The 15,874-nt window shown below is 71.0% G+C and carries 14 protein-coding genes; 5 read left to right on the top strand and 9 right to left on the bottom strand.

The window, feature by feature from the left end; translation table 11 throughout:
- Together FB561_RS04870 and FB561_RS04865 are read right to left on the bottom strand one after the other, a co-directional pair.
- Entirely contained in the window at positions 1 to 1,098 is a 1,098-nt protein-coding gene (locus FB561_RS04870) for a Gfo/Idh/MocA family protein (protein ID WP_145803444.1), read from the bottom strand.
- Entirely contained in the window at positions 1,095 to 1,844 is a 750-nt protein-coding gene (locus FB561_RS04865) for a sugar phosphate isomerase/epimerase family protein (RefSeq protein ID WP_145803442.1), read from the bottom strand. Before FB561_RS04865 ends, FB561_RS04870 begins: the two co-directional genes overlap by 4 nt.
- A gap of 266 nt (positions 1,845 to 2,110) precedes the next feature.
- Between FB561_RS04865 and FB561_RS04860 the strand changes: the two genes are divergently transcribed.
- Positions 2,111 to 3,139, top strand: coding sequence for a LacI family DNA-binding transcriptional regulator (locus FB561_RS04860; RefSeq protein WP_145803440.1), 1,029 nt, complete (start codon positions 2,111 to 2,113; stop codon positions 3,137 to 3,139).
- On the opposite strand, the gene FB561_RS04855 is transcribed toward FB561_RS04860, so the two are convergent.
- From FB561_RS04855 to FB561_RS04845, 3 genes are all read right to left on the bottom strand, one after another.
- Positions 3,093 to 5,225 (bottom strand): molybdopterin-dependent oxidoreductase, encoded by a 2,133-nt coding sequence (locus FB561_RS04855; protein ID WP_145803438.1) that lies wholly within the window; start codon positions 5,223 to 5,225, stop codon positions 3,093 to 3,095. The genes FB561_RS04860 and FB561_RS04855 overlap by 47 nt on opposite strands.
- Before the next feature lie 57 nt (positions 5,226 to 5,282).
- Positions 5,283 to 5,792 (bottom strand): AAA family ATPase, encoded by a 510-nt coding sequence (locus tag FB561_RS04850; RefSeq protein ID WP_145803436.1) that lies wholly within the window; start codon positions 5,790 to 5,792, stop codon positions 5,283 to 5,285.
- 72 nt (positions 5,793 to 5,864) lie between these two features.
- Positions 5,865 to 6,464 (bottom strand): TetR/AcrR family transcriptional regulator, encoded by a 600-nt coding sequence (locus tag FB561_RS04845; RefSeq protein ID WP_145803434.1) that lies wholly within the window; start codon positions 6,462 to 6,464, stop codon positions 5,865 to 5,867.
- 78 nt (positions 6,465 to 6,542) lie between these two features.
- Here FB561_RS04845 and FB561_RS04840 point away from each other — a divergent pair, with 78 nt between their 5' ends.
- The 3 genes from FB561_RS04840 to FB561_RS04830 all read left to right on the top strand — a co-directional run bounded on the left by FB561_RS04840 (position 6,543) and on the right by FB561_RS04830 (position 8,476).
- The gene (locus FB561_RS04840) at positions 6,543 to 7,100 is read left to right on the top strand and encodes a 2TM domain-containing protein (protein WP_145803432.1); all 558 of its coding nucleotides are present in this window, start codon (positions 6,543 to 6,545) and stop codon (positions 7,098 to 7,100) included.
- A gap of 76 nt (positions 7,101 to 7,176) precedes the next feature.
- Positions 7,177 to 7,824 carry a Pr6Pr family membrane protein gene (locus FB561_RS04835; protein WP_145803430.1) on the top strand — a complete coding sequence of 216 codons (648 nt, stop codon included), beginning with the start codon at positions 7,177 to 7,179 and terminating at the stop codon, positions 7,822 to 7,824.
- 10 nt (positions 7,825 to 7,834) lie between these two features.
- On the top strand, positions 7,835 to 8,476 hold the full coding sequence (locus FB561_RS04830) for a class I SAM-dependent methyltransferase (protein ID WP_238334656.1): 642 nt from the start codon (positions 7,835 to 7,837) through the stop codon (positions 8,474 to 8,476).
- Positions 8,477 to 8,583: 107 nt separating this feature from the next.
- Here FB561_RS04830 and FB561_RS04825 read toward each other — a convergent pair whose 3' ends face one another.
- On the bottom strand, positions 8,584 to 9,276 hold the full coding sequence (locus FB561_RS04825) for a transglycosylase family protein (protein WP_145803426.1): 693 nt from the start codon (positions 9,274 to 9,276) through the stop codon (positions 8,584 to 8,586).
- Positions 9,277 to 9,861: 585 nt separating this feature from the next.
- Here FB561_RS04825 and FB561_RS04820 point away from each other — a divergent pair.
- Positions 9,862 to 10,461 carry a response regulator transcription factor gene (locus tag FB561_RS04820; protein ID WP_145803424.1) on the top strand — a complete coding sequence of 200 codons (600 nt, stop codon included), beginning with the start codon at positions 9,862 to 9,864 and terminating at the stop codon, positions 10,459 to 10,461.
- Here FB561_RS04820 and FB561_RS04815 read toward each other — a convergent pair.
- From FB561_RS04815 to FB561_RS04805, 3 genes are read right to left on the bottom strand one after another with little or no spacing between them, the layout of a single operon-like run.
- Positions 10,458 to 12,206, bottom strand: coding sequence for an ABC transporter ATP-binding protein (locus FB561_RS04815; RefSeq protein WP_145803422.1), 1,749 nt, complete (start codon positions 12,204 to 12,206; stop codon positions 10,458 to 10,460). The genes FB561_RS04820 and FB561_RS04815 overlap by 4 nt on opposite strands.
- Entirely contained in the window at positions 12,203 to 13,858 is a 1,656-nt protein-coding gene (locus FB561_RS04810; protein ID WP_145803420.1) for an ABC transporter ATP-binding protein, read from the bottom strand. Before FB561_RS04810 ends, FB561_RS04815 begins: the two co-directional genes overlap by 4 nt.
- A complete protein-coding gene (locus FB561_RS04805) occupies positions 13,855 to 15,807 on the bottom strand; it encodes a prolyl oligopeptidase family serine peptidase (protein ID WP_145803418.1) in 1,953 nt (650 codons plus the stop codon). The genes FB561_RS04810 and FB561_RS04805 overlap by 4 nt, the downstream gene beginning before the upstream one ends.
- Between the last annotated feature and the right edge of the window lie 67 nt (positions 15,808 to 15,874).

The following is a 15,874-nucleotide window of genomic DNA, read 5'->3' as shown; positions in this document are numbered from 1 at the left end:
TCAGAGGGTCGCCGCGTGGACGTCCCAGTCGTCCGGCAGTACCGGCGGGACCTCGACCGTGCTGGTCACGTCGACGAACGCGCCGGTGTCGATCGAGTCGGTCACCGAGGCCATGATGTCGACGACGTGGAACGCCAGCGCCCCGGTCGCCCGGTGCGGCCGGTCGGCCCGGATCGCCCGCGCCATCTCCAGCACCCCGGTACCGCGCTCGGCCGACGCCTCGGTGGTCGCGACGGTCTCCCAGTCCTCACCGTCGCGGCGGCGGATCTTGATCTCACCGTCGAACCGGTTCGGGTCCGGGACGGCGAGCGTCGCGTCCGCACCGGTGATCTCGACGAAGCCACCGCGCGGCAGCGGCGAGTCGAAGCTGAAGATGCTCTGCGACGACTGCCCCGACTCGAACCGCGCGATCGCGCTGACGTGCGTCGGGACGGTCACGTCGAAGTCGGTGCCCGCCAGCGGACCCGAGCCGATCGTGCGCTGCTCCCGCGACTTCGAGCCGAGACCCGCGACCGCGGCGACCGGACCGAACAACTGCACCAGCGTGGTCAGGTAGTACGGGCCGATGTCCCACAGCGGCCCGGCGCCCTGCTGGAACAGGAAGGCCGGGTTCGGGTGCCAGGACTCCGGGCCGGGCGACTGCATCAGGGTCAACGCGGTCAGCGGCTGCCCGATGTCACCGCGCTCGATGATCCGCCGCGACTCCTGCAGCCCCGGGCCGAGGATGGTGTCCGGTGCGCAGCCCAGCCGCAGCCCCGCGTCCTGCGCGGTGGCGAGCAGCTTCAGCCCGCTCTCCTGGTCGAGCGAGAACGGCTTCTCGCTCCACACGTGCTTGCCCGCGGCGATCGCGGCCAGCGCCACCTCGACGTGCGCGATCGGGATGGTCAGGTTGACCACGATCTCGACGTCCGGGTTGTTCAGGACGGCCTCGGGCCCGCCGTGGGTGGCGATCCCGTACTGCTCGGCCTTGTCCTTGGCCGCCTCCGGTCGCAGGTCGCCGATCGCGACGACCTGCAGGTCGGGGAAGCTCTGCATGCTCTTGATGTAGGCGTCCGAGATCACCCCGGCGCCGATGACGCCGACCCCGACGGCGCTCATGCGTCGGCCAGCCCGGACAGGTAGCGGAAGCTGCCCTCGACGGCGTCGAAGATCTCGCCGCTGAAGTCGTCCAGCTCGACCACCCGCAGGGCGCCCGGCGACGCGGCCAGGATGTCGGTCACCGCGATGGTGCCGTCGCCGACCGCGACCTGGGCCTTGTTGTCCAGGGTGCCGTCGCCGTCCTTGACGTGCAGCGCCTTCACCCGGTCACCAAGCCGGCCGAGCAGCGCGGGGACGTCGGCGCCACCGACGGCGGCCCAGTACGTGTCGACCTCGAGGATGACGTTGTCGGACAGGTTCGCGGCCAGGATCTCCAAGCCGTGCACACCGTCCACCTTCGACTCCAGCTCGAAGTGGTGGTTGTGGTAGCCGATGGTGATGCCGTGCTCCGCGGCCTCGGCGGCGGCCTGGTTCAGTGCGTCCGCGGTGGCCTTGATGTCGTCCGCCGACTGCCACTTGGCCGGGTCCACGAACGGGTCGATGACGGTGCCGATGCCGAGCTTCTTCGCCACCTCGAAGGTGGGCGCCAGGCTCTCCTCACGAAGCAGGCCGGCGTGCGTGGTGGGCGCCGACAGACCGTACTTGGGCAGCGCCTCCGCCAGCTTGTCGGCCATCCCGACCACGCCGAACGGCTCCACCTTGCGGTAGCCGATCTCCGCGATCCGGGCCAGGGTGGCGTCGAAGTCCTCTTCCAGCTTGTGCCGGACGGTGTAGAGCTGGAGGGACAGATTGTCCACTGCGACCATGGTTTTCTCTCCTCGTCCCGGCGTGCCCCCGCTGCCCTGGGGGTGCACCGAACTGACATTGCCGAACCGGTTAAGTGCCGCGGTGAGCCTATCCCAGCCCGCCCCGCGCCGACCAGACCCGATTCACCTGGTGGGCCTTTGATCAAATCAGTCGCGGACGGTGATGGCAAGCGCTTACCCGCAGACAGTCCGTCCACCGGGGCGCACAATGAGTGATGACCGCGCCGGCCGTCCCGGCGCTGGGGTCGGGGGTGAAGGAGGCCGTCGTGGCCAGAGTGACGATCAGGGAGATCGCCTTACGGGCGGGAGTCTCCAAAGGAGCCGTCTCGTACGCGCTGAACAACCAGCCGGGGGTGTCGGAGGCCACCCGGGCCCGGGTGCTCAAGGTCGCCGAGGAACTGGAGTGGGTACCGAACCGGGCCGCCCGCCAGTTGTCGGCCGCGCGCAGCGAGACGTTCGGCCTGGTCCTGGCCAGGTCCGCGAAGACGCTCAGCGAGGAGCCCTTCTACATGGGCTTCGTCGGTGGCGTCCAGTCCGTCCTGAGCGAGAAGTCGTACGCGCTCGCCCTGCAGGTGGTGGCGGACCTCGACGAGGAGATGGCGACGTACCGGAAGTGGGCCGCCGAGCGCCGGGTGGACGGCGTGATCGTGGTCGACCTGCGGGTCGACGATCCCCGGATCCCCTTGCTGCGCAGGCTGGAGCTGCCCGCGGTCCTGGTCGGCGACCCGGCACTGGCGGACGACCTGACCTGCGTCTGGACCGACGGCACCTCCGCGATGTACGCCGCGGTCGAGCACGTCGCGTCGCTCGGGCACCGCAGGGTCGGGCGGATCGCCGGGCCGCCGGAGCACGGCCACGTGTGGATCCGGGACCAGGCGTTCACCGCGGTGGGCCGCAGACTGGGCCTCGACCTGAAGGTCGTGCACACCGACTTCTCCGGTGAGCAAGGCGCTGAGGCGACCCGCGAGCTGATGACGGCGACCGACCGCCCGACGGCGCTTGTCTACGACAACGACCTGATGGCGGTCGCCGGGTTGTCGGTACTGAGCGGGCTGGGCCTGAGGTCGCCGGACGACGTCACCCTGGTCGCCTGGGACGACTCGGCGCTGTGCCGGCTGGTGCATCCGAGGCTGACAGCGATGAGCCACAACATCGTTGCCTACGGCGCCGAAGTGGCCGAGCGGTTGTTCGCTTTGCGGGCCGGGGCACGACCGGAGGCGCACCTGTTCTCGACGCCGGTGCTGATGGTCAGGGAGAGCTCGGGGCCGCCGGCACCGGATCCGGCGCTGAACTGACGGTCACCGGGACGCCGTTCAGCGCGGCCGTCCCGGCCACCGGATCGGTCCGGCCGGCGTCGGTGACGTCGTTGGCGCTCGGCCCGGCGACGCCGTTCGCCACCGAGAGCCGCGCGCCCGGCCGGCCGTGCCCGAAACCGTGCGGCAGGCTGACCACGCCCGGCATCATGTCGTTGCTCGCGGCAACTTCGACGACGACCGAGCCGGCCGCCGAGGTGACCTCGACGAGCTGGCCGTCGGACAGTTCGCGCCGATCCAGGTCGGCCGGGTTCATCAGCAGCTGGTGCCGTGGCTTGCCCTTCACCAGCCGGGCCGAGTTGTGCATCCACGAGTTGTTGCTGCGCAGGTGCCGCCGGCCGATCAGGAGCAGCTCGTCACCGTTGCTGGGAGCAAACAAAGTCGCGCGGACTCCGGGCAGGTCGGCGAGGATCAACGGCTGGGCCAGGTCGATCCGGCGCTCCGGGGTCCGCAGGGCCTGCGGGAGTGCGGGCTGCAACGGGCCGAGGTCGATGCCGCCGGCCGACTTCCGCAGCTGGGCCACCGACAGCCGGTACGGGCCGACCCGCAGCCCGGCGTCCACGATCCGGCGAGGATGGAGCCGCAGCCGGGCGGTCGCGATCAGCTTGCGCCGGCTGCGCGGAGTACGCCGGAGCAGGGCCAGGCCGAGGCCGCGGAAGATCTCCCAGTCGTGCCGGGATCCGGCCGGGCGGGGGAGGACCGCGTCGTTCCAGCGGGCGGTGTTGCGGACGGCGAGCTGGTGGAACGCGAGGTCGTAGTGGTCGCGTTCGAGTGGCGGGGTCGGTGGCAGGATCACGTCGGCGTGCCGGGTGGTCTCGTTGATGTACGGATCGACGGCGACCATGAACTCCAAGCTGCCGAGGGCCTCGTCCAGCCGGCCGCCGGTCGGGAGCGAGAGCACCGGGTTGCCCGCGACCGTCACCATCGCCCGGATCTGGCCCTCGCCGGGGGTCAGGATCTCCTCCGCGAGCGCCGCGGCCGGCAGCTCCCCGCCGAACTCGGGCAGCCCGCGCACCCGGCTCCGCCAGCTCCCCAGGTGGCCCTTGCCGATCCCGCGCAGGGTGTCGACCGCGGGCCGCGGGATCATCACGCCCCCGGGCCTATCGAGGTTGCCGGTGATGATGTTGAGGACCTGGATCGCCCAGTGGCAGACGGCCCCGAACTGCTGGGTGGAGACCCCGACCCGGCCGTAACAGGCGGCGCGCTCCGCCTGGGCGAACTCGGCCGCGATCCGCCGGACCGTCTCGGCGTCGATCCCGGTCACCTCCGCGGCCAGCTCCGGCGTCCAGTCCCGGACCGCCTCGGCGACGGCTTCGAGCCCGTCGACGTACCGCGCCGGCCGGGCGTCGCCGTCGGCGATCACCTGGTGGATCAGGGCCAGCAGGAACGCGGCGTCCGTTCCCGGCCGGACGAAGTGGTGCTCGTCGGCGACGGCCGCCGTCTCGGTCCGGCGTGGATCGACCACGACCACCTTGCCGCCGCGCGCGCGGACCTCCTTCAACCGCCGGCCGAAGCCGGGTGCCGTCATCATGCTGCCGTTGGACGCGAGCGGGTTCGCGCCGAGGACGAGCAGGTACCCGGTCCGGTCGATGTCGGCCACGGGGACCATCAACTGGTGCCCGTAGAGCAGGTGACAGGCGAGCATGTGCGGCAACTGGTCGACCGAGGTCGCGCTGAACCTGTTCCTGGTCCGCAGCAGCTTGACCGTCGGCGGCAGGTGCGTCATCGCGCCCAGGCTGTGCACGTTCGGGTTGCCGAGGTACACGCCGACCGCATTCTTCCCGTGCTCCCGCTGGATCGCGGTCAGCCGCTCGACGACGTACTCGTACGCCTCGTCCCACTCCAGCTCGAGCCAGCCGTCCGCGGTCCGCCGGACCGGCCGGGTGAGCCGATCGGGATCCTCCTGCAGGTCCTTCAGCGCGACCGCCTTCGGGCAGATGTGCCCGCGCGACAACGGGTCGGAGGCATCCCCGCGGATGTCGGTCACGCGCCCGTCCGCGACGGTGACCAGTACTCCGCAGATCGCTTCACACAGGTTGCACGAGGTCCTCCGCACGGTGGCCGTCATCCGGCCAAACTACCCCTGGGTAGTCACCGCGGCCAGTCGTTCCGGCCGGGTCCGTGGTCAGTCGAAGCCGGCCTCGTCGAGGCGGCCGAGGATGGCGTCGACGGTCTCGTTCGGGGTCAGGTCGGAGTTGTCCAGCCAGAGTCCGCGACGGGGCGTGAAGGCGTGCAACTCGTAGTCCAGCTCGTCCACGGACAGGCCGCCGAGCCGGGACGAGATCACGTCCGGCCGTGGGGTCAGGACGACCAGGTACCGCGGCCGGCTCTCGATCGCGTCCAGGAACTCGCGCGCCAGTTCGCCGATCACCACGTCCTGCAGGACCACCGTGAACCCGGCCTGGGCGTACCCGTCGGCGGCCTGGCAGACCAGCCGGTACCGGAGCCGGAGCTGCTTCATCGCCTCGGCACCGTCATCGGCGTCCGCCGCGGCCTGGCCGCTGACGATCATCCGGCGGAACACCTCACCGCGCAGATGGACGCCGTACTGGAACCGCTCGGCGAGCAGTTGGGAGACGGTCGACTTCCCCGCCGCCGTGATGCCGGTGACGACGATGACCCCCTCCGACTCCATGGGGTGGATCGTGCCACGCGGAGACCGGCTTCGGTGAGGGTTCGTGCAACTTCTTTGCGGACTCTCAGGACGTCACGGCTGCAAGGACGCGAGGTGCGCGGTGAGCACCTGGCGGACCCGTTCCGGACTCGTCCGGCTGGGGACGACGGCGACGTGCGTCGACAGCCCGTCGATCAGTGCGTGCAACCGGTCGGTCTCCACCTCGGCGTCGAGTCCGTCCCGTAGCGCGCCGTTCTCCGACAGCAGGGCGATCACCGATTCGCACAGGCTGCGCAGGCCGTCGTGCATCGGGCCGACCTGCTCGCGCAGACCGCCGGCACCGGTCTCGGCCTGGGCCTGCGCGGTGAACGCCAGCCAGATGTCGAACTCGGCCCGGCGCTCGTCGTCGAGCGGCACGACCTCCTCCAGGTAGCGCAGCGCGATCTCGGTCAGCGAGCCCTTCGCCTCGAGCGCGCTGAGCCGTTCGCGCACCCGGCGGCCGACCAGCTGCATGGCGAAGCTGACCAGGCCGTCCTGGTCGGGGAAGTAGTAGCGGACAGCGCCGGCGGACCAGCCGGCCTCGGCCGCGACGGTCCGGACCGAGGCGGCCCGGATGCCGTCCCGGCGGACCACTCGCCAGAGGGCCTGGGCGATCTCCTCGCGGCGGGCTTCGTGGTCGACGATCTTCGGCATGTGCCCTTTTTAGCACAGCTGTGTTATCGTCGCTCTTGTCAACACAGTCGTGTCAAAAAAGACGGACGGAGAACTCTCGTGCTGCTCGCTGTGATCGCCGCGTGTGAGGTCGGCTTCTGGGTCCTGCTGGCCGGCGGCCTGGCGACCCGGTACCTGCTCCGGCTGCCGCGGCTCGGCCTGGTGCTGCTGGCCGCGGTTCCGCTGGTGGACGTGGTCATGCTGGTCGCCAGTGTGATCGACATCCGGCAGGGCGGGGAGCCGTCGTTCAAGCACTCGCTGGCCGCGATCTTCATCGGGGTCAGCGTCGGCTTCGGGCACAGCACGCTGAAGTGGGCGGACAGCTGGGCCGCGTACCGGTTCGCCGGCGCGCCGCGTCCGGTCAAGCCGCGCAAGGGCACCCGGGAGAAGGCTCGCAAGGAGCGCCAGGGCTGGTACCGGCACCTGCTCGCGTACTCCGTCGGGTGTGCCGTGATGATCGGGCTCGGCCTGCTGTCCGACCGTGGTTTCGACGCGCTGCTCGGACCCGCCTGGACCTGGACGATCGTGCTGGTGATCGACGGCTTCGTCTCGTTCAGCTACACCGGTGAGGTCGACGAGGACGCCGAACGGGAGCAGCGCGAGAAGCTCACCACCTGAGCCGGCCGGACCGCCACCCGGTCGACGGTGCCCCGAGATCCCGGCCGGGCCCGCGTCCGCGTCGTACATTGCGTCCATGACGAAGTCCGAGGCAGGGCGGGTCTGGTCCGGGATCACGGCGGCGGCCGTACTGGCCGGGATCGGGGTGCAGCTCGTCGTCACGGCGACCGGCACCGGCGGGTTCTACCCGGACAACCCGGAGCGCGTCCTCAACGTGTTCGCCTACTTCACCATCCAGTCCAACCTGCTGCTCGGCGCGACCGTCGCGGTGCTCGCGGCCGGCCCGGTGCCCGAGTCGATGCTGTTCCGCACCCTGCGGTTGAACGGCGTGCTCTGTATCGCGGTGACCGGCATCGTGTACCACGTGGCGCTGGCCGGTCTGGACGCCCTGACCGGGGCGGCCGCGCTGGCCAACTTCCTGTTGCACACGGCGACTCCGGTGCTCGGTCTTCTCGGCTGGCTGCTCTTCGGTCCGCGCGGTCAGAGCGATCCGCGGGTGGTCGCCTGGTCGCTGGTGTTTCCGCTGCTCTGGCTGGGATTCACGCTGATCCGCGGCGAGGGCACCGGGTTCTATCCGTACCCGTTCGTGAACGTGGCCGAGCACGGGTACGCGAGGGTGTTGCTGAACTGTCTGCTGGTCGCGGTACTGTTCCTGGCTTTGGCGGCCGGGGCGACCTTGCTCGATCGCCGGCTGCGCCTGAGGACCACCGTCGAGAGGCAGTAGAAAAGTGTTGGTGACATCTCGCTCGTACCTGGAGTACGAGGCGATGTTCGACCTGTCCGAACTCCCCGACTCCGTGCTGGACTGCTGTGCCGGCGGGGCCGGGTTCACCGCCGAGGCGGCCGCCCGGGGGGTGGACGCGATCGCCGTCGACCCGGCGTACGAGCTGCCGGCGGCCGAGCTGGTCGACACGGTGCGGCGGAGTCTGCCGGCCACCGCGGGGATCGTGGACGAACACACGGGCAGTTTCGTCTGGCACTGGTACGGCAGTCCCGAGCGCAAGGACGAGTTGCGGATCGAGGCGGCCGACCGGTTCCTCCAGGACGTGTCGATCGCCCCCGAGCGGTACGTCCCGGGCAGCCTGCCGGAGTTGCCGTTCGGTGATCAGCGGTTCGACCTGGTGCTGTGCTCGCACCTGCTGTTCACCTGGAGCGACAAGTACGACCAGGCCTGGCACCTGGCGGCGTTGCGGGAGCTGGTCCGGGTCGCCCGGAACGAGGTGCGGGTGTTCCCGCTGGTGCGGCAAGGGGGCGGCGAGTCGGTGCCGTACCTGAGCGAGCTGCTCGACCAGCTGACCGACGTCCGGTCCGAGATCCGCAAGGTGCCGTACGAGTTCCAGGCCGGCGCCAACGAGATGCTCGTGCTCTCACGTTGATGCTGTAGGCAACGAAGTGGTGGCCGGTGGCCACCGATGGGTCAAGGTCCGGCCGGTCGGCGGAAGGTTCGCCACCGTCCGGCCGGACCGTCGCCGCGCTCGAGGGGTCAGCGCAGGTAACGACCGCAGTTCGGCCACGGGGAGGCGCCGCGCTGCGAGTACAGCTTCTTGGCCCGCATCAGCTGCTCGCCCGCCGACGCGCTCGCCGGGTTGCCGGAGCCGCCGACGCTGCGCCAGGTCTGGTGGTCGAACTGGAACAGGCCGTAGTAGCCGGCCGGGCTGACCGCGCGCGGGTTCCCGCTCGACTCGCAGTGGGCCACCTTGGCCCAGGCGCCGCTCAGGTTGGCCCGGCTGCTGCCGCGGTTGGACTCGGTGCGCGTTCCACGATCGCGCTTCCTGGTCTGGCGTTCCTCGGTCCGGGTGCTCTTGCGTTCCGTCGACCGCTCGCGCTTGCGCTCCGAGGACCGCTCGGTCTTGCGCACCTTCCGTTCGGACTTCCAGGTGCTGCGTCGCTCGGAGTCGCGAGCGGTGACCTTGTGACCGCCATTCAGCTCGAGCTGCTGGCCGACCAGGATCAGGTCAGGGTTGTTGAGGTTGTTGAGCTCGGCCAGGCGGTGCCAGTTGGTCCCGTGCGCCTGGGCGATCTCGCTGAGGGTGTCGCCGTGCTTGACCGTGTAGTCCGCGGCGTTGGCCGCGCTCGCTCCGACGGCCGTGATGCCGGCCCCGAGACCGGCGATGGACAGAGTCCGGACGATTCGGCGGCTACGGCGCCGGGGGCGGGCGTGTCGTGCTTTGGACATCAGTGTTCTGCTCCTCATGAGCTGGGCATGGTGAACTCTTCTGCCCGGCTGATTCAGCCGCGTGCGCACTACCCCGAGAGTCCTCGCCGGCCGCCGCGTTCGGGCAGGCCACAGCGAGGTGATGGTGGTCGTCACCTGGGTGCGTGAGGCTCGGATCGACGGCCGCCGATGGGTGGCCGCGCCGGGCTCCGCAGTCTGGGTGAGGTACCACTCCCTTCGAGGGTCCAGGGGACAGGCGTCCGCCGCTGTGTGTCACGAGCCAGCGACCGAACGGTCACGCGTCGGTAACGACGCAACCCGGACATCGTGCGGGACCGAGGGGCCGAGCGCAAGACCTTTGCCGAATTTCGGTCAAAGTTCGCTGTCGCGCCGGGATCGCGAAACCTCAACAACAGAACGGTTTCCGCACTTCGCCGAGGCGTACTTCGAGCGTGGCCGTACCGCGTCCCGGAGCCGTCCGCTCGCCGTCGGAGGTCGCTGTCGAGCACCGGTATTCGTGCGTGCCTTCGGCCCGGTTCGCTCGTTGATAGCGCGGGAGTGGCTGCCTCGGCAGCGACCGGGCGAGAGAGGCGATGGGGGCGAGCGGTGATCCGAGTGGTGCTCGGCCACCGCGGCACGTTGGTGCGAGGCGCACTGGCCGCGGTACTGGCGCGCGAGTCCGATCTGGACGTGATGGCCGAGCTGGAGCGCGCGGACGAGGTCCTGACCGCGGTGCGGCTGCGTCCGCACGTGGTGGTCCTCGATCCGCAGCTGCCCGGCAAGGTCGGCGTCGAGGACCTGTGCCGCAAGCTGACCGGACGCGGCGTGCTCGTGCTCGTCGATCACGAGGCGCTCGCGGCGACCAGCCTCGCGCTGGTCAAGCAGGCGCCGCGGATCGGGCTGATCGCGACCGACGCGACGCCGCAGCAGTTCGTCGAAGCGGTCCGTGATGTCGCGAAAGGCCTTCCGGTGGTGGATGTCCGGCTGGCCGTCGCCGCGCTCCGGGCCGGCGACAACCCGCTGACCGAGCGGGAGTGCGAAGTGCTCCGCCAGGTGACGACGGGTGCCACCGCGCAAGAGGTCGCGCGGACCCTCAGCCTGAGCGCCGGGACCGTACGCAACTACCTGTCCCGCATCCTCGCGAAGACGGGGGCCCGCAGCCGGATCGAAGCCATCCGCAAGGCCCAGGACGCCGGCTGGATCTAGACACGGTCCGCCGGGCGGCGCCAGGACGCTGGTTGGGGGCGGCTCGGGCGGCGGGGTGGGATCGGGGTCTGCGGCTTCTGCGGTTGCCAGTGGCCGAGCAGTTCGCGGTAGAGCGGGGACGTGTGCTGCAGCGTCGGATGCGTACCGAGGGTGGCTTGGTTGCCGTCGAGCACGAGGACCTGTCGGGCGCGCAGGGCGGAGCTGATCCGGTGGGCGATGACGATCAGCGTTCCACCGCGGGCCGCGAACGCCTCTTCGGCCCGGCGTTCGGCCTCGGGGTCGAGGAAGCAGGTCGCCTCGTCGAGGACGACCAGCGGCGCCGGGGACAGGTACGCGCGAACGAGGGCGAGTTGTTGCCGTTCGCCCGCGGACAGCTCGTCCGGCTTCACCTCGGCCCGTAGCCCGCCCAGGCGATCCACGAGGCGCTCGATGCCGACGGCCCGTACCGCGCTCTCCACCTCGCCGACGGTGGCGTCGGGCAACAGATAGACGAGGTTGTCGAGCACGGTCCCGGTGAAGACGTACGCCTCCTGCGGGATCAGGACGCGCGTGTCCGCCAGGACGTCGGTCGTCAGGTCGGCAGGTGCCGCACCACCGAGCAGTACGCGACCGCTCGTCGGCCGCAGCAGCCCGCAGACCAGACCGGCGAGGGTGGACTTGCCGATCCCGCTCGGTCCGACCACGGCGAGGTGCTCGCCTTCGGCAACGGTGAGGTCTAGCCGGTCGAGGACGGGCTCGGCTCCCGGCCCGTACGCGAAGGTGAGTCCGCGCAGTTGCACCTCGTACCCGCTCCGCCGGCGGTTGGTGGGTGCGCGCTTCGCCTCGTCGGGGAGATCGGTGTCGAGGATGCGGCCGAGTGTGACCACGTACCGCAGGCCGCTGTCGCCGAGGGCGCTCATGATCGTGCTGAGGGCCGGCTGGAGTCCGATCAGGACGTAGGTGAGGCCGCCGAGCAGGGTGCCCGTGGTGACGCCGCGACCGAGTAACCAGGGACCGACGGCGAGCAGGATCAGGAGCGGGGCCCAGCCGCCGACGGCGAAGCACAGGGTGCGCAGAGCGGCGATCTTGGCGAGTTCGCGTTCGGCCGTTGCCTGGGCCTCGATCGGCCGGGCGACCAGGCGTTCGGAGAACTCCTCCGCCCCGGTCGCCGTGATGTCCCGGACCCCGCCGAAGGTCATCGTGGCCGCGGTCGCCAGCTCCTCGTCGGCGCGCAACGAGGCCCGGACCCGGTCGGCCGCGAGCCCGAGGACCGCGAGCGAGGCGGCGAACCCGAGCAGGAACGGGGGAACGACGAACGCCGCGATCACCGGTGCCAGCGACAACAACCCGGCCAGGACGCCGACCAGGGTGACCGCGAAGTTCCGGATCACCAGGACCAGGCCGGCGAACGTGTCGCGGACGATCTCGACCTGCCGGTTCACCCGGGCGACCGACGCCTCGTCCCCGGTGCGGAGTGCGCCGCGGACGACCCGGCGGACCAGGTCGTCGCGGACCGGTTCGACGAGTTCGCCGAGCCGGCCGTACACCTGGTGCGATCCCGCCGACCCGAGGCACGCGGTCGCGACGAGTCCACCCAGCCAGGCGATGCCCTGACCGGCGTTCCCGGCGAGGAAGCTGTCCGTGGCCCGGGCGACCGCGATCCCGTACAGGGCGGTCGGCAGGATCTCCGGTACGGACCACAGTGTGAGCTGCACGGCTGACCGGTTCCGGACCGCGGCCGCGCCGTACCGCAGTTCGCGCCTCATCCGAAGACCTCGCGGTAGGACGGCTCGTCCCACAGGGTGTCGTGCGGCCCGACCGCGCGGACCCGGCCCTGGTCGAGCCAGATCACCAGGTCGGCGCGGGCCGCCGTCGCGGAGCGGTGCGTGACGATCAACCGGGTCCGGTGGTGCCGATCCTCGGTCAGGGTCTTGCTGATCTGCAGTTCGGTCGCCGTGTCGAGACTGGAGGTGGCGTCGTCGAGGACCAGCAACCGGCTCGCGGGCCAGGCCCGGGCCAGCCCGAGGCGCTGCCGTTCACCGCCCGACATCGGTGCCATCGGCAACGGAGTCCGGTACCCGTGCGGCAACCGGCTGACGAAGTCGTGCGCGTGGGTGGCGCGGGCCGCGGCGAGCGTACGGACCGTACTGACCGCCTGCGACGAGATCGAGTCACCGATCGTCGTGCCGACCAGCAGCGGCCGTTCGAAGGCGCAGCCGACCGCCATCCGGAGGGACCGCCGATGCACCGCGGGCAAGGGGATCCCGTCCAGCAGCACCTGTCCGGTCGAGGGGTCGCGCAGCCGGGCGGCGAGGGCGGCCAGTACGGACTTACCGGCGCCGCTCGGCCCGACCACGGCGACCGTCGTGCCACCCGGGATCTCGAGTGACAGGTCTGCGAGCAGGACGGTCTCGCCGACGGTCACGCCGACCTGGTCGAACGTCAACCGGCCCGGCCCGACCGGCAGCGGCAGGGTCCCGTGCGGGACCGGCCGGACCGCGAACACCTCGGCCGCGCGCTGGATCCCGGCACGGGCCCGCGCGATCTCGCCGATGACCCCGGTGAGACTGCCGAGGCCGGCCCCGAGCACGGCGTACTGGCCGGCCGCGAACAGGTCGCCGGCGGTGATCCGGCCGGCGACGAGCTGGAGCCCGCCGACCGTGAGCACGGCGACCAGGACGAGCGGACCGACGATCGCGGCCTGCGCGCCCGAACGAGCCAGCACGCGCCAGGTGAGCAGGCCGTGCTGGTGCAGTTCCGGGAGCAGGCCGAGGATGCGTTGTTCCTCGCGCTTCGCCGTCCCGGCGGCCAGGATCGTCCGGAGTCCGGTGAGGGACTCGGTCAGCCGGGCCGCGATCCGCCCCTGCGTCTCCTGGTACGCCAGGCTGATCTGCGCGGTCCGCCGGGCGAAGACCCAGAGCACGCCGATCACCAGGACGACGCCGCCGAAGAACGCGGCGGCGAGCCACGGGTCGATGAGCGCCAGCAACACCAGGCTGCCGACCGGTGGCAGGACGGCGGCGACCGCGGTCACGGCCGCGGGACCGGCCTGCGCCGCATCCACCGCGTTGCCGGACACGCGGCTGACCAGGTCGCCGGTCGCGAAGTCCCGCGTCCCCTCCGGACCACCTCTTACCACTTGACGGACCAGGCCGTGCCGCAGCCAGGCGGTCGTCCCGGCGACACAGGCCGTCCCGGCAAACACCTCCGCCAAGGAAGCTACGATGCCCGCGGCAACCAATCCGCACGCGAGCCACAGCCAGCCGCCGTACCCGTGGCCGGCGACGGCGGTGTCCACGGCGCGCCCGAGCACGGTCGGCAGCGCCAGGGTGACGCCGCTGCCGATGAGCGCGGTCGCGCCGATCACCGGCAACCAGCCCCGGCCGTGCCGAGCGACCGCGCGGAACGTCAACGTCATCGCCGGAGCCCGGTGTGCTCGGCGAGGAAGGCGAGCATGTCCGCCGCCAGCCCGATGCCCTGACTCGCCGTCCCACCCGCGTGCCCGGCATCCGGCTCGAACCGCAGCACAACCGGTCGGTCGCTGTCGGTCGCGTTCTGCAAGGCCGCGCACATCTTCCTTGCGTGCAAGGGATCCACGCGCGTATCGCCACCGAAAACGGTGAACAACACAGCCGGGTACTTCGTGCCCGGCGTCACCCGGTGGTACGGCGAATAGGCCAGCAGATCCGCGAAGGCATCCGGGTCCGACGCCGAACCGAACTCGGCCACCCAGCTCGGCCCGAGTCCGCTCGACTCGTACCGCACCATGTCGAGCAATGGCGCCGAGCACACCGCAGCGGCGAACAGTTCCGGTCGTTGCGTGATCGCCGCACCGACGAGGAGACCACCGTTCGACTCACCGCACACCCCGAGTTGCTCCGGTGTCGTCCAACCTTGCGCGACCAGGTGCTCGGCCGCGGCCAGGAAGTCGTCGAACACACGCTGCTTGTTCGCGCGTGTCCCGGCCTGGTGCCAGCCTTCTCCGTACTCACCGCCGCCCCGCAGGTTCGCGGTGACGAACACGCCGCCCGCTTCGACCCAGGCGAGCGCGAACGCGGAGTACGCCGGGGTGAGCGACTGCCCGAAACCCCCGTAGCCGTAGAGGATCGTGGGACGTGGACCGGACTCGCCCGGCTTCGCGATCACGAGCATCCGCAACGGTGTCCCGTCGCCGGAGGTGAAGTCGACCCGTAGCGACTCGGCCTCGGGGACGTCGGCCACGCCCGGCGGTTGGGACCACAAGCTGGTGGTCGCCGTACTCGCGTCGTACCGGTGGATCCCGGCCGGGGTCACGCTGTCGGTGTAGCTGAAGTACGCCTCGGAGCCGCCGGCCGGATGCGCGGTCAACGATCCGACCGAACCGTTGCCGGGCAGCGGTACCTCGCCCAGCGGCCGCCCGGTGACCAGGTCGTGGACGGCGACCTCGCTGATGGTGCCGCGGGTCCGGCCGACCAGGACCACCTTGTCCAGGATCGCCAGGCTGCTGATCGGGGCATCCGGGTCGGCGGGGACGAAGTCGTGCCACCGCAGGGGATTCTCGGGATCGCCGACGCAGATCCGCCCGGTCGGCGCATCGCGCGTCGTCACGACGTACAGCCAGCCGTCGTGGCCCACGGACATCACCGTGATCACGTCGCCACCGGTCTGCACGGGCAACGGCGGTGCACCGCTCTCGAGATCCACGAGCCACAGGTCGTTGCCTGCGCCACGGACCGCGGAGATCGTCAGCCATCGCCCGTCCACGCTGAGATCCAGCCCGTACGACGCCTCGCCGGGCAGGACGGGCTCCTCGACGGGAGAGCCCAGACGATGCCGCACGACGCGGCGGAAACGGACGGTGAAGAAGGACGTTCCGTCCGGGAGCCAGGCGACAGGCGAGTAGCGGCAGCCGTCGAGTGGTCCGTCGACAGGTTGTCCCGTGGTCACGTCGAGCACGTGCAGGACGGACTGTTCGTCGCCGCCCCGAGAGACCTGGACGGCCACCAGAGAACCGTCGGGAGACGGCTGCCACCCGTCGATCGTGCTGCGGCCGCTCGGATCGAGCTGACGTGGATCGAGGAACGGCGCGTCGTCGACAGCGAGGACGGCGTGCTCCTGCTTGGCCGTGCGGCGCAGGACGAAGGTGTGGTCTCCCCGCCGGACCGGAGTGGACACGGAACCGACAGCGGACAGCGCGCGGACGCGGTTGCGGAAGCGGTAGCGGCTCCGCAGGCCGGCGGCGTGGTCGAGCCAGAGATCGTCCTGGATCGCTTGCCAGCTTCGCGTTTCGGGGCTCGAAGCGTCCTCGAGCCAGCGGTAGGGATCGGCGACCGGGTGACCGTGCAGCTGCTCCAGCAACGGCAGCCGGTCGGCGTTCGGGTGCTTCATCGTCGCCTCCTCCCGGTGGTACGGGGACGGCCCTGGGCAGGGTGTCGCCCGCCCAGGGCCTCGGATC

This window comes from Kribbella amoyensis (genome assembly GCF_007828865.1).
Classification (GTDB): Bacteria; Actinomycetota; Actinomycetes; order Propionibacteriales; family Kribbellaceae; genus Kribbella; species Kribbella amoyensis.
This window is presented reverse-complemented; position numbering and strand designations above follow the sequence as displayed.